Origin of the sequence: Kitasatospora sp. NPDC056446 (assembly GCF_042796115.1) — a bacterium.
In the GTDB taxonomy this organism is placed as follows: domain Bacteria; phylum Actinomycetota; class Actinomycetes; order Streptomycetales; family Streptomycetaceae; genus Kitasatospora.
Map to the genome: position 1 here is coordinate 19,287 of NZ_JBHTRF010000091.1, position 13,918 is coordinate 33,204.

A 13,918-nucleotide genomic window follows, 5' to 3' on the forward strand; every position below is an offset into this window, starting at 1 on the left:
CCGGGCGGTGCTCACCCCCGCCCCAGTGCCGCCTGCTCCAGGTCGAGGTCGCGCTGGAGCAGCCGCAGCGTGGTGTCGCTGATCCGGTGCTCCTCGTAGAGGGCGTGAAGCCGGGCGTCCTGGACGGCGATCACCTCCCGGCGCAGCTGGCGGTAGGCGGCGTCGGCGGTGGTGCCGTCCGGCGCCCCGGGGGTGCGGTCGAGGCGGGCGGTGAGGGCGCGGCGGACCCGGTCGAGGGCGGTGTCCGGTACCGCCTCCAGCTCGGTCAGGGCCTCGACGTGGTCGAGCGCGGCCCGGTTGAGTTCGTCGCGGGCCTCGTCCTCCTCGCGGGCGGTGTGCTCGGGCTCCAGGGCGAGGCCGGAGCGGTTGACGACGGCGGCCAGGGTCAGGCCCTGGACCACCAGGGTGAGCACGACGACCGAGGTGGTGAGCACCAGGACGAGCGGTCGCCCGGCGAGCCCGCCGCCGTCCTCGGCGAGCAGCGGGATGGACAGTGCGGCCGCCAGCGGCATGACGCCTCGGGTGCCGGCCCAGGTGACCACCCCGGCGACCCGCCAGGAGAGCCCGCCCCGGCTGGGCTTGACCGCGCGGGTCAGCGGCAGCGTCCACAGCACCCGGACGGCGATCAGCACCGCCGCGAGCGCGAGTGCCTGGAGCGGCCACCAGCCGGTGCCGGCCGGCAGGTCCCGGACCAGGGCGGGCAGTTCCAGGCCGATGATGCCGAACACGACGCTCTCCAGCAGGAACACCACCACCGCGGACACGGCGTGCAGCTGCAGCCGGATGCGGGCGTCGGTGAGCCGGTGCCCGGAGCGGCCCAGCAGCACCCCGGCGACCACCACCGAGGTGACGCCGGAGGTGTGCGCGGACTCCGCGAGCACGTACGCGGCGTACGGGGTGACCAGCGCGATCACCGTCTCCAGCACCGGGTCGGTGGTCCGGCGGCGCAGCAGCCGGACCAGCCCGGCCACGACGGCGCCGACCAGGCTGCCGCCCCCGCCGAGCAGCAGCAGCTCGCCGCCCGCACCGGGGAGGTCGACGGCGCCGCCGGCGGTGACGGCTATCCCGACGGCGACCTTGAACAGCACCAGCGAGGTGGCGTCGTTGAACAGGCTCTCGGCCTGCACCAGCACCTGGATGCGCCCGGGCAGCGCCAGGCGGCGGCCGAGCGCGGTGACGGCCACCGGGTCGGTGCTGGAGAGGACGGCGCCGAGGACGAAGGCCGTCGCGGGCGGCAGCCCGGCGACCGCGACGGCGACGAAGCCGACCGCGGCGGCGGAGGCGAAGACCAGGCCGAAGGACAGGACGGTGACCGGCCGCCAGACCGCGCGCAGGTCGCGCAGCGACAGTTCCTCGGCGGAGGAGTAGAGCAGCGGCGGCAGCACCACCGTGCCGATCACCTGCGGCGGTACGTGCAGGGCGGGCACCCCGGGGACGAGCGCGACGCCGATCCCGGCCAGGACCAGCAGTGAGGGGGCGGGCACCCGCCACCGGCGGGCGAAGGTGGCCACGCTGGTGGCCAGGACGACCAGGACGAGAACGATCCCCACGGCGTGCATCTGCAGAAACGACCCATCGCGCCATCGGGGTCGCCCGCGGCTCGGATCGCCGCCGTCGTCCCCCGAGCCGACCAGACTTCCCGGCACACCGCCGGTCATCTTATCGGCCCTTTTGCGCGGACCGGCAGGGGTGCGGGCGGAGCGGGCCCGGGCACCGTCCGGCGCAGGTCCGATGACCTTCCGTCACTCGCTCACCGGGCGCTGCGCACCACGGAGTTACCGACGAGTTAACCGAATGCTCGCCCGACGTCTTGCGGATCGTGCCGACGGCCAAGTTGGATACACAACACCCGCGACCCGACGGGTCCACGACATGTCCCACGGAGCCCAGATGCCGCTGTCGTCCGTCCGCCGTGCCCTCGCCGCCGGCGCCGCCGCCACCGTGATCGCCGCCCTCGGCGCCACCCCCGCCTCGGCCGAGAGCGCGCCGGCGACCGCGCCCCCGCTCGACGTGCTCACCTACAACGTGTTCCTGATGAGCACCTCGCTCTACCCCAACTGGGGCCAGCAGTACCGGGCCCAGGCGATCGCCTCGGCGGACTTCTTCCAGGGCCACGACGTGGTCGTCCTGGCGGAGGCCTTCGACAACGCGGCCTCCGACGCGCTCACCGCCAAGGCCTCGGCCGCCTACCCGTACCACACGCCCGTGGTCGGCCGCTCCACCACCGGCTGGGACGCCACCTCCGGCAGCTACAGCTCCACCACCCCCGAGGACGGCGGGGTCACCCTGCTCAGCAAGTGGCCGATCCTGCACAAGGAGCAGTACGTCTACAAGGACGCCTGCGGCTCCGACTGGTGGTCCAACAAGGGCTTCGCCTACGCCGTGCTGGACGTCGGCGGCCGCCGCACCCACGTGGTCGGCACCCACCTCCAGTCCACCGACTCGGGCTGCTCCACCGGCCAGGCGGCCGACATCCGGGCCAGGCAGCTCACCGCGATGCGCACCTTCCTGGACGGCAAGAGGATCCCGGCCGACGAGCCGGTCCTCGTCGCGGGCGACCTCAACATCGACTCGCACGGCTCCGAGTACCAGGCCCTGCTGGCCAACGGCAACCTCGCCCCGGCCTCCGCCCGGACCGGCTGGCCGTACTCCTTCGACACCGTCGACAACTCCGTCGCCGCCTACCGCTACCCGGGCGAGCCCAAGGAGGACCTGGACTACGTCCTCTACCGCGCCGACCACGCCCGCCCGCAGCAGTACACCAACCAGGTGCTCCGGGCGCACAGCGCGCCCTGGACGGTGAGCAGCTGGGGCAAGAGCTACACCTACACCGACCTCTCCGACCACTACCCGCTCGCCGCGCACTGAGCGCCCGGGCACCGGGGCCCGCGTAACGAGGCCCGCGTAACGAGGCCCGCGCACTCGGAGCCGGGTGTGCGATGCGTCACCGTCACGCCCCGGAGGCGGTTCGGCCCCTTACGATCCTGAACGCCGAGGTCGGCGCCGTCGTACCCCGGCGGGGCCGCCCGGTGCCCAGCGATCGGCCCGAGGAGAAGCGCACGTGACCACCCCCATCGCCGCGCCCGACAGCTACTACCAGCGCACCGGCGAGAACCGCTACAAGCCCACCCTCCAGGCCCAGGGCGCCTGGCACCCCGACGAGCAGCACTTCAGCCCGCTCGGCGGCCTGATCGTGCACGCGATCGACCGCTACCGGGCCGAGCGCGACCGGGACGGCCGGCCCGGCGCGGGCCTGGCACTGGCCCGCGTCAGCTTCGACATACTCGGCCTGATCGCCCTGGAGGAGTTCGAGGTCACCGTCGAGACGGTCCGGCCCGGGCGCACCATCGAGCTGGTCGAGGCCACCGTGGTGATCGGGGAACGCGCCGTCGTCCGGGCCCGCGCCTGGTTCCTCGCCGAACTCGACACCACCGCCGTCGCCGGCACCCACGACGAGAGACTCCCCGCGCCCGAGGAGTTCGAGCCCTGGACGATGCGCGGGTTGTGGGGCGGGGGCTACATCGCCTCCATCGACGTCCGCCGCCGGGAGACCGCCCCGGGCCGCGCCGCCGCCTGGCTCTCGACCCCGGTCGACCTCGTCGCCGGGGAGCCCAGCGGCCCGCACGCCTCCTTCGTCGCCCTGGTGGACACCGCCAACGGCATCGCCGTCCGGCAGGCCCCCACCGAGTGGATGTTCCCCAACACCGACCTGACGATCCACTTCCACCGGCGCCCCGAGGGCCGCTGGACCGGCCTGGACACCAGCGTCAGCTTCGGCCCGGCCGGCCACGGCGTCACCAGCACCGTGCTGCACGACGAGCGGGGGCCGGTGGGCCGGGCCGAGCAGATCCTCACCGTCCGTCCGCAGCAGGCTGGTTGACCGGCCGCGCGGTCGGCCCTGTCAAGCCGCTGCGGCAGTGATCCCCCGAAAGGATTGGATTCCCGGGGCATCGCCGCCGTTCGGCGGTCCAGGCGCGACCCAGCGGCCTACGCTCCCCGGCCTCTGACCCCCACCCCCCTCGACGGCGTCACCCCTCGGGGCGGCGCCGTCGAGGCGTGGGCTCAGCCAGGCAGCGAGTCCATGAAGGAGCTGACCGAGAGGACCACCTGGCTTGGCCCGGAGTCGCGGCACAGCGCAGGCCGTCGCGTTGTCAGTGGCTTGGTTTATGTTGGTCGTGGCAACTGATGGGGGTTTTCCACGATGCTATCCGGCCGCAGGTACCGGCTTGAACTCACAGCTGAGCAAGTCGTGTTGTGCGAGGCGTTCGGTGACATCTGCCGGGCGGTTTGGAACACCGCTCTTGAACAGCGCAGGGAGTACCGGCGGCGCGGTGCGTGGATGAACTACGTGCCGCAGGCCGCTGAGCTCGTGGAGGCCAAGAGAGAGTTCCCCTGGCTGGCCGTCGCACCGTCGCACGTGTTGCAGCAGACCCTGCGGGATTTGGATCGGGCGTGCAGGGAGCACGGCACGTTCAAGGTCCGGTGGCGGTCGAAGACCCGCTGGTCCCCGTCGGTTCGGTTCCCTGCCGGGAGCCTCATCGCCGTCGAACGCCTTGGACGGAAGTGGGGACGGGCGAAACTCCCGAAGCTTGGATGGGCACGGTTCCGCTGGTCCCGACCGCTCGGCGGTGAGGTGCGGGCGGCGACTGTCACCCGGCAGGGAGGCCATTGGTTCGTCTCGTTCCTTGTGGAGGATGGAAAGACCACGCCGGAACGGCACGCGATGCCGGGCACAGCGATTGGTGTGGACCGGGGTGTCATCGTCGCCGCGACCACCAGTGACGGAGAATTCCGTGATCGCAGGTACGCGACGATCGGGGAGATGCGGCGACTACGCCGCCTGCAGCAGCAGCTTGCCCGCTGTCGGCCCGACAGTAACCGCCGCCGCACGACCGTGGCGAAGATCAACGTCATCACGGCCAGGGCACGCGACCGGCGGGCGGACTTCTGTGCCCAGACCGCCAGCATCCTGGCCACCCGCAACGCGGTGGTAGTGCTGGAGGACCTCCGCATCCGCAGCATGACTGCCAGCGCGGCCGGGACGGTCGAGCAGCCTGGCCGAAACGTCCGCCAGAAGGCCGGACTGAACCGGGCCATCCGTGACAAGGGATGGCACCTGTTGGAGCTTGCGCTGCGCAATGTGGCGCGCACCACCGGCACTCGTGTGGTGCTGGTAAATCCCGCGTACACGTCGCAGACCTGCCGTGTCTGTGGGCACGTGGACCCGAAGAGCCGTGAGAGCCAAGCGGACTTCCAGTGCACGACCTGTGGGCACAAGGACCACGCCGACGTGAACGCCGCGAAGAACATCCTTAACGCCGCAGGGCATGTGGTGTCAGGGCGTGGAGACCTCGCCGTCAGGCGGTCTGTGAAACGCCAACCATCGGCCGCGCGCACGCGCGGGGCCGCAATCCCCGCGCCTTAGCGCGGGGAGGAAGTCAAGTCGCAGTACTGGCACTTCTACTTCTCGAAGCAGGGGAAGATCAACTCGTCCATGGTGCGGGCCGAGGCGGCGCTCCGCCTCGGCCCGCAGGCTCATCGGGTGCCGGTCCCGGGTCCTAGGCCACCGGTCCTAGCCGCTCACGCCGATCCGGGCGGCGGCGGTGCCGAGCCCGACCGGGCCGCGGTGCAGCTGGGCCACGGGGGTGGTCCGGGTGCGGAAGTCCGTGTAGCGGCCCGACCGCAGGAACCAGCCGAGGAATCCGGCGACCCAGTCCTCGAGGATCCCGACGTGCCCGGCCACGGCGGCGCGTTCGTCGGCGTCGAGCCCCAGCTCGTCCGAGAGCGCCGGGAGTTCGGTCCGCGCGATGTGCTCGAACTCGCGCATCCGCGCGGTCAGCAGGTCGTTCACCACCTCCACCGCGCGCGGCAGGTCGCAGCCGAGGAACCGCCGGACGGCGAGCACTCCGTTGTTGACCTCGTTCTCGTACTCGATCTCGACCTGGTACGACACCATGTCGTTGAGCCAGCCCGACCAGTCGCCGATCGCGGTGGCGAGCCGGTGCATCGGGCGGCTGCGCAGGACGGCCTCCGGGACGGTCAGCCCCGAGGTGTGGTGGATCAGGTCCACCATGACCCCGACCGCGAAGGTCTCCCGGCGCATCTCGACGTAGTCGACCAGCTCGGGGACGCGGTTCTGGATCAGGTTGGCGACCTCCCACACCGCCGACCGGGCGTGGGAGACCAGGTCGGCCGAGAGGGTGCGGCGCACGTCCGGGGAGAGCGCGGGCGCGGTCCGGGACCACAGGTCCGCCAGGCCCCGCTCCGGGGGGTTCATCGGCACCGGCATCGTGAGCGTGTCCACCGGGACGAACAGCGCCATCCGGTCCAGGAAGGTCCGGGCGCCGGCGAGGTCGTAGCGGCGCTTGAACACCTCCAGCAGGTAGTCGTCCAGCAGTGCGCCCCAGGCGTACCAGTCGGTGATCAGGTTCAGGGCGTCGGGGGCGATGTCGGGGTGGGTGAGTGAGCCGAGCAGCCCGAAGTCCGCGGCGTCGACCGTCTCCTCGCTCCAGATCCCGAACCCGGGCGCGTCCAGCATCCCGGTGTCGCGGACCCAGTCCCGGAAGTGCTCGCGGGACGCGACCAGCCCGCCGTTCACCCGGGCCTGGAAGGGCATGTAGAACTCCGGGAGCACCATCTGTTCGCAGGGCAGCCGGGGGATGTGCGAGAAGCTCCGGGTGCGAAGGCCCAGCCGGTCGCGGGTGAGGCCGAGGCGGGCGGCGGCGGTGCCGAGGCCGGTCGGGGTGAGGGAGAACGGTGCCGGCCCGGGTGCCGGCGCGGGCGCGGCGGAGTCCGCCGGCAGGTAGCGGCCGCCGGGGCGCAGGGCCCACTGGAGGTTGCCGGCCATCCAGTCCTTGAGGCCCTGGACGTAGCGCAGCACATCGGACCGTTCCGGCGGGGTCGCCCGGTACTCCGAGAAGGCCGGCTCCAGCTCCGTGACGACGGAGTGCTCGAACTGGTGGAGCCGGTCGGTGACCAGGTCGTCGACGGTCCGGACGGCCTCGTCGGTGTCGCAGCCGAGGAAGTGCGCCACGACCGTCACGGCGTTGTTGACCTTCCCCTCGGCGAGGTCGATCTCGTAGGAGATGATGTCGTTCTGCAAGCCCTGGGAATCCGCGAACGCCGCGTTGAGCAGGTGCAGCGGGCGTTCGCCGAGCAGGCGCGGCGGGAGTTCCAGGCCCAGTGCGTGTTCGAGCAGTTGGGCCGACCAGAGGATCCCGCCGACGGAGCGGCGCATCTCGAGGTACTCGATCGGGTCGAGGACGCGGTCGCCGCCGCGGGCGAGGTTGAACAGTTCGCGCAGTGCCTCCTCGGCCATGTCCTGGATCACCTCGACGTAGCGGAGCAGCCACGGCTCCGACTTCCCGGGGGCGGTGCGGGACCAGAGGTCGGCCAGTCCGTGTTCCAGCGGGTTCTCCGGGGTGTGGCCGGAGGGGGCGCCGTCGGTCGGCATGAAGCCCCGGAGGCGGAAGAGGTACTCCTTGGCGGAGCCGAGCTGTTCGGCCGCCGTGTAGGTCTGCGGGAAGTAGTCGTCGACGTACCAGCCCCAGATGTACCAGTCGCTCATCAGGCAGAGCTCGTCCGGCGACGCGTCGGGGTGCGTCCACGCGGCGAAGAGCGCGAAGTCCATCGCGGTGAACCGCTCCTCGTCCCAGACGGGTTCGAGCATGTCCATCTCGCGGACCCAGAGCAGGCTGTGCGCCCGTGCCGTCTCCAGGTGGGGGTTGAGCCGGGCCGGCCACGGCATGTAGAAGTCCGGCATCGAGATCGCTGCCACTGCGCGATCCTTTCGGGAAGTACGGATGTGTGTGGGCAACAGGTGGCAGGCGGCTGCCGGTCGGCTATCCGTATTCGAACAACCCCTGCCACGAACGTCCCAACGCGGCCGGTGCGACCGGGACACGGGCGGTGGGCGCCGGGTTGACGCGGCAGCGGGCGGGTCGGCCCGGCGGATTCGGGGCTGGGGCGCCAAAGTACGGGGCGGGCCTATGCATGACAGGGGCGCACCCGAACGCCGTCAGCATGAACGTTCACTCTATCGGGTGTAGAAGATCGTCCGGTGCGTTCCGGAACGGACCTTCGCGCCTACGGTGGGGAACCGAGCGAGACGGGGGCCCACCGCATGGAGTCCCCTTGATGACGGGTGAGATGACGATCCGTCATATCGTGCGATCCTTCTCAGAGGAGGCTCCCATGCCCCTGCGCGGCAGGGCGGACACACCGCCCGACCGTACGCCCGCCCCGGTGGTGGGTCGATGAACACCACCGCGAACACCACCGCCCTGGAGCGGATCCTGCGCGGGCCCAGCGGGCTCGGCACCTCGGGCCTGCAGTTCACGGCCCGGGTCGAGGTGCCTGAGGTGCCCGAGGCACCCGTGGTACCCGCGCCGTCGGCACCGGACGTGCCCGAGGCCGAGGTGTCGGCGCCCGAGGTGCCCGGACCACAGGACACCGCTCCCGCCGTCTCCGTCCCCGCTGTTCCCGTCCCCACCGTCTCGGTGCCCGAGCCCGCCGTCCCGCAGGTCCCGGGACTGCAGGTCCCCGCACTTCACGTCCCGGGGCTGCACGTTCCGGGGCTGCACGTTCCCGGGCCGGCGTTCCCCGCGCAGGCCGGGGGTTCCGCGCGGCCGAGCGGCGGCAAGCCGAAGGCCGGAGACCCCGTCCCCGGCCTGTACCACCACCCGATCGCCGAGCCGGACCCGGCCCGAGTGGAGGCGCTCAGCCTGAAGATCAAGGCCTGGGCGATCGACGAGATCGAGCTCTACCCGCCGGAGTGGGAGAAGGACTTCGACGGGTTCTCCACCGGGCGCTACATGGTGGCCTGCCACCCGGACGCGCCCAGCGTCGACCACCTGATGATCGCGGCCCGCCTGATGGTCGCCGAGAACGCGGTGGACGACACCTACTGCGAGGACCTCGGCGGCTCGCCGATCGGCCTGGGCAGCCGCCTGCTGCTCGCGCACACCGCGCTCGACCCGCTGCACACCACGTCGGAGTACCACCCGGCCTGGGAGGCATCGCTGTCCGCGGACCCGCCCCGGCGGGCGTACCACTCGGCGATGCAGTACTTCACCCGTGCCTCCACGCCCTCCCAGTCGGACCGCTTCCGGCACGACATGGCGCGGCTGCACCTGGGGTACCTGGCCGAGGCGGCCTGGGACGAGACGCACCACGTGCCGGAGGTGTGGGAGTACCTGGCCATGCGCCAGTTCAACAACTTCCGCCCCTGTCCGACGATCACGGACACCGTCGGCGGCTACGAGCTGCCCGCCGAACTGCACGCGCTGCCCGCCATGCAGCGGGTGATCGCACTGGCCGGCAACGCCACCACGATCGTCAACGACCTGTACTCGTACAACAAGGAGCTGTCCAGCCCCGGACTGCACCTGAACCTGCCCGTGGTGATCTCCGAGCGCGAGGGGGTCTCGCACCAGGAGGCCTACCTGAAGGTCGTCGAGGTCCACAACGAGCTGATGCTCGCCTTCGAGGCCGAAGCGGCCGCGCTGGCCGTGGCCTGCCCGGTGCCGACACTCGTCCGGTTCCTGCGCGGTGTGTCCGCGTGGCTCGACGGCAACCACCACTGGCACCAGACCAACACCTACCGCTACACCCTGCCCGACTTCTGGTGACCGCCCCCGGCGGCACCACTTCCCGGTAACCATTCGCAAGAGATCTGGAGTTGACCCATGTCCCTGACGGACGACCTCACCGCCTCCGGCAACGCCATCCCCGGCCCGGCGACTCCCTACCAGGGTGACATCGCACGCTACTGGGACCACGAGGCTCGCCCGGTCAACCTGCGCCTGGGCGACGTCGACGGCCTCTACCACCACCACTACGGCATCGGTGAGATCGACCAGGCCGCGATCGGCGACCCGGCCGACAGCGAGCGCGAGAAGAAGGTGATCGCCGAGCTGCACCGCCTGGAGTCCGCCCAGGCCGACGTCCTGCTCGACCACCTCGGCGACATCCCGGCCGACGGCACCCTGGTGGACGCCGGCTGCGGCCGCGGCGGCTCGATGGTGATGGCCCACCAGCGCTTCGGCTGCCGGGTCGAGGGCCTGACCCTCTCCACCCAGCAGGCCGACTTCGGCAACAAGCGCGCCGCCGAGCTCGGCATCGGCGGGTTCGTCCGCTCCCGGGTCGCCAACATGCTGGCCATGCCGCTGGAGACCGGCTCGGCCGCGGGCTCCTGGAACAACGAGTCCAGCATGTACGTCGACCTGCACGACCTGTTCGCCGAGCACTCCCGGGTGCTGAGCGTCGGCGGCCGGTACGTCACCATCACCGGGTGCTGGAACCCGCGCTACGGCCAGCCGTCGAAGTGGGTCTCGCAGATCAACGCCCACTTCGAGTGCAACATCCACTCCCGCCGTGAGTACCTGCGGGCGATGGCCGACAACCGCCTGGTGCCCCAGGCCGTCATCGACCTGACCCCGGACACGCTGCCCTACTGGGAGCTGCGCAACACCACCTCGCTGGTCACCGGCATCGAGGAGGCGTTCATCGAGTCCTACAAGGACGGCTCCTTCCAGTACGTGCTGATCGCGGCCGACCGGGTCTGACCCGACCGGTCTGAGCGGACCGGTTCCGACCGGATCAGGCCCGACCGGACCGGACGCATGACGGCGGCCTCCCCGCAGGCGTGGGGAGGCCGCCGTCGTCCGTGCCCGCCGACGGGCTACCGCCGGGTGAGGACGAGGTGCGTGACGCCGTTCGCACCGGCCACCGACTCGGCGCGGAAGCGCTCCTCCAGCCCTTCGAGCCCGGCCCAGAGCGGCTCGCCCCGACCGAGCACGACCGGCACCACCACCACGTGCAGATGGTCGACCAGATCGGCCGCCAGGAAGGCCCGGACGGTGCCCGGCCCGCCGCCGATCCGCACGTCCTTGCCGCCGGCCGCCTCCCGGGCCCGGCGCAGCGCCTCCTCGGGTGTCGCGTCGAGGAAGTGGAAGGTCGTCCCGCCCTCCATCTCCACGGTCGGGCGCGGGTGATGGGTCAGCACGAAGACCGGGGTGTGGAACGGCGGATTCGGCCCCCACCAGCCCTTCCACTCCTCGTCCTGCCAGGGGCCGCGCTGCGGGCCGAACTTGTTGCGGCCCATGATCTCCGCCCCGATGCCCTCGCCCCAGGCGCGGGCCATCTCGTCGTCCACCCCGGTGTCGCCGCCCTCCTGGCCCTGCATCCGCCGGAACGTGCGGGTGTGGAAGAACCAGCGGTGCAGCCGGTCGGCGGCGTGGCCGAACGGCGCGTCGAGGCTCTGCCCCTCGCCGGTGCCGTAGCCGTCGAGGGAGATCGAGAAGTTGTGGACCCGGACCAGGGACATCGGCTTCCTCCGCCGCTCGTGCCTCGGTGCGGACGGCCCGCACCCTGCTCGCGGACCCACGCTAACCCGGGGGTACGACACCCTGACGCTCCGTGACCACCACGGGCGTGGCGGCGGGCATGACGGGACCGGCCGGGCATGACGGAACGGGCCGGGCGTGACGGAACGGGCCCGGTGCGGCGGATGTGGACGGGGAGCAGGGGACCGGGGGAGATGCGGTGCAGCCGTCACGCTATTGTCGTGCCTTCTTCACGCGCTGCACGCCCGGGTCGGCGATGCTCCGTCAGGCCGCCCGGCGCAGGGCGGCCGGCACGTTCCGACCTCGGGGGGTTCCCATGACCGCACGCCGCCGCACCCTCGCCGGACTCCTGGCGACCGGCCTGCTCGCCGGCGCGGCCGCGCTGGTCGCGACCGTCCCGGCGGACGCCGCCCCGAGCGGCCCGGGCGACCTGCCGTTCGGCTCGGCCACCACCGTCGGCCTGCACAACACCTACGACCCGGCCGCCTTCCCGTTCCTCGCGCAGGCCCTGGACACCGGCACCGGGATGATCGAGCTGGACCTCTGGCCGGACGTCATCACCAAGGAGTGGAAGGTCAGCCACTCCAACCCGCTCGGCAACAGCAACAACTGCACGGCCGCGAGCACCCCCGCGCAGCTGTACGGCGGCGGCACCAACAAGAACCTGGAGAACTGCCTGGACGACGTCCGGGTCTGGCTCGGCGCGCACCCGGGGGCCGGGCCGCTGGTCGTCAAGCTGGAGCTCAAGCCGGGCTTCTCTGCCAACCTCGGGATGGGCCCCGACCAGCTGGACGCGCTGATCGCCCGGCACCTCGGCCCGGCCGTGCTGCGCCCCGCCGACCTGCTGGCCAAGCCGGGCGGCGGCTCGTACGCGAGCCTCGACGAGGCGGTGCGGGCGGGCGTCTGGCCGAGCCGTTCGGCGCTGGCCGGGAAGGTGCTGCTGTACGCGATCCCGGGCACGGTCGAGCTGGGCAACCCGTTCGACACCCTGCACACCGACGTCGAGTACGGGCGGCACCTGCGCGACCTCGCGGCGGCCGGCCGGATCGGCCAGGCCCAGGTCTTCCCGTCGGTGCTGGGCGCCGCGGCCGGCGACCCGCGTACCCGCTACACCGGCGCGGACGCCTCGATCCGGCCGTGGTTCGTGGTCTTCGACGGCGACGCCGCCACCTTCGTCAACGGCATCGACACCGACTGGTACGACCGCGCGCACTACCTGCTGGTGATGACGGACGCCCACAAGGTCGCGCCGGCGATCAGCGGTACCGACCCGACCGCCGACCAGGCGCGGGCTCGCGCCGAGCAGTTGGCCGCGGCGCACGCGAGCATCGTGTCGAGCGACTGGCGCAGGCTCCCGACCGTCCAGTCCCTGGTCCTGACGCGCGGCTGACCCGGGGGTGGCGGCCGGGTGACGCCCGGGTGCCCGTCGACCGGCTCAAGTCTCTTGCGGATACGTCGAGTTGACCGGAGATGAAGAGTCGGATCAGGGCTTCCGGGTGCCCCGGACGGTCGCCATGCTGGTTGTCATGACCCGAACTCTACGCGCGTGGAAGACCCGCGTCGCCGCCACCGCCACCGTCGCCCTGGCCACCCTCGCGCCGATCGCCGTCGCCACCGAGGCGCACGCCGCGGTGAGCGGTTCGGTGTGCCTGTCGGCCCTGCCCGCGCAGGCCCACACCACCCTGAACCTGATCGCCTCCGGCGGGCCGTTCCCGTACAGCCAGGACGGGGTCGTGTTCCAGAACAAGGAGCGCGTGCTGCCCTCGCAGTCGTACGGCTACTACCACGAGTACACCGTGGTGACCCCGGGCGCCCCGACCCGCGGCACCCGCCGCATCATCACCGGCAAGCAGTACCACGAGGACTACTACACCGCCGACCACTACGCGACCTTCCGCAAGGTGGACTTCGGCTGCTGACCCGGCAGCCGCACCACCCCGGCCCCGGCGCCCGCACCCCGCGCCGGGGCTCCGCCGTCCAGGGGCCCGTTCGAAGGGCCCCGTCCGCAGGCCGGGCGACGGCGCGCGGTAGCGTCGGCGCCGTACCGTCCCGACGTTCCGGAGGTTCCCGTGCCGCAGATCCTGGTCGACCACTCGGCCGAACTCGACTTCGACCGGGCGGGCCTCGCCGACGAGCTCCACCGGGCCGTCACCGAGGTCATCGACACCACGGTGGCGGAGTGCAAGACCCTCTTCCGGCCCGCCGCCGGGCACCGGGTCGGCGACGGCACGACCGGGGAGTCCGTGGTCCTGGTCGAGGTGAAGATCCTGGCCGGCCGCACCGCCGAGCAGCGCGCCGCGCTGACCGACCGGGTGCTCGCCGTGCTCCGGTCCCGGATCGGCCGGCCCGCCGCCCTCGGGGTGCAGGTCACCGAACTCGACCGCGACACCTACCGTTTCGTGCACCACCCCGGGCACTGACCGGCGGCTGATCGCACCGGCGGCTGGCGTACCGGCAGGTGACGCACCGGCGCTCCCGTGCGCCCCGGCGATGAACCGGGGGGCCCGGGGGCGCCCTCGTCGTGCCCGGGGGCCTCCGTAGCGCACCCGGAACCCGCGGCCCGCACCGTGCCC

11 protein-coding genes are annotated in these 13,918 nt (G+C 72.2%); 8 read left to right on the forward strand and 3 right to left on the reverse strand.

Translation table 11 applies throughout. The annotated features are described in order from the left end of the window. Positions 1–11: 11 nt before the first annotated feature. Positions 12–1,559 (reverse strand): Na+/H+ antiporter, encoded by a 1,548-nt coding sequence (locus tag ACFQ6N_RS35160; protein ID WP_380657958.1) that lies wholly within the window; start codon positions 1,557–1,559, stop codon positions 12–14. Positions 1,560–1,890: 331 nt separating this feature from the next. Here ACFQ6N_RS35160 and sph point away from each other — a divergent pair, with 331 nt between their 5' ends. From sph to ACFQ6N_RS35175, 3 genes are all read left to right on the forward strand, one after another. Continuing rightward, positions 1,891–2,868: a sphingomyelin phosphodiesterase gene (gene sph, locus ACFQ6N_RS35165; RefSeq protein ID WP_380657959.1), complete on the forward strand. Its 978-nt coding sequence runs from the start codon at positions 1,891–1,893 to the stop codon at positions 2,866–2,868. 193 nt (positions 2,869–3,061) lie between these two features. After that, a complete protein-coding gene (locus ACFQ6N_RS35170; protein WP_380657961.1) occupies positions 3,062–3,880 on the forward strand; it encodes a thioesterase family protein in 819 nt (272 codons plus the stop codon). A 321-nt stretch (positions 3,881–4,201) separates the two neighbouring features. Then, positions 4,202–5,425 (forward strand): RNA-guided endonuclease InsQ/TnpB family protein, encoded by a 1,224-nt coding sequence (locus tag ACFQ6N_RS35175; protein WP_380657962.1) that lies wholly within the window; start codon positions 4,202–4,204, stop codon positions 5,423–5,425. Between the two features lie 147 nt (positions 5,426–5,572). Here ACFQ6N_RS35175 and ACFQ6N_RS35180 read toward each other — a convergent pair whose 3' ends face one another. Then, a complete protein-coding gene (locus ACFQ6N_RS35180; protein WP_380657963.1) occupies positions 5,573–7,777 on the reverse strand; it encodes a germacradienol/geosmin synthase in 2,205 nt (734 codons plus the stop codon). Between the two features lie 394 nt (positions 7,778–8,171). Between ACFQ6N_RS35180 and ACFQ6N_RS35185 the strand changes: the two genes are divergently transcribed. Both ACFQ6N_RS35185 and ACFQ6N_RS35190 read left to right on the forward strand, forming a co-directional pair. Next, positions 8,172–9,629 (forward strand): family 2 encapsulin nanocompartment cargo protein terpene cyclase, encoded by a 1,458-nt coding sequence (locus ACFQ6N_RS35185; protein WP_380657973.1) that lies wholly within the window; start codon positions 8,172–8,174, stop codon positions 9,627–9,629. A gap of 57 nt (positions 9,630–9,686) precedes the next feature. After that, positions 9,687–10,565 carry a geranyl diphosphate 2-C-methyltransferase gene (locus tag ACFQ6N_RS35190; protein ID WP_380657964.1) on the forward strand — a complete coding sequence of 293 codons (879 nt, stop codon included), beginning with the start codon at positions 9,687–9,689 and terminating at the stop codon, positions 10,563–10,565. A 116-nt stretch (positions 10,566–10,681) separates the two neighbouring features. On the opposite strand, the gene ACFQ6N_RS35195 is transcribed toward ACFQ6N_RS35190, so the two are convergent. Continuing rightward, on the reverse strand, positions 10,682–11,326 hold the full coding sequence (locus ACFQ6N_RS35195; protein WP_380657966.1) for a dihydrofolate reductase family protein: 645 nt from the start codon (positions 11,324–11,326) through the stop codon (positions 10,682–10,684). 335 nt (positions 11,327–11,661) lie between these two features. On the opposite strand from ACFQ6N_RS35195, the gene ACFQ6N_RS35200 reads away from it, so the two are divergent. The 3 genes from ACFQ6N_RS35200 to ACFQ6N_RS35210 all read left to right on the forward strand — a co-directional run bounded on the left by ACFQ6N_RS35200 (position 11,662) and on the right by ACFQ6N_RS35210 (position 13,765). Further along, positions 11,662–12,735, forward strand: a complete 1,074-nt coding sequence (locus ACFQ6N_RS35200; RefSeq protein WP_380657968.1) for a phosphatidylinositol-specific phospholipase C domain-containing protein — start codon at positions 11,662–11,664, stop codon at positions 12,733–12,735. A gap of 136 nt (positions 12,736–12,871) precedes the next feature. Next, on the forward strand, positions 12,872–13,264 hold the full coding sequence (locus tag ACFQ6N_RS35205; protein WP_380657970.1) for a ribonuclease domain-containing protein: 393 nt from the start codon (positions 12,872–12,874) through the stop codon (positions 13,262–13,264). 150 nt (positions 13,265–13,414) lie between these two features. After that, a complete protein-coding gene (locus tag ACFQ6N_RS35210; protein ID WP_380657971.1) occupies positions 13,415–13,765 on the forward strand; it encodes a 5-carboxymethyl-2-hydroxymuconate Delta-isomerase in 351 nt (116 codons plus the stop codon). The last annotated feature ends 153 nt before the right edge of the window (positions 13,766–13,918 follow it).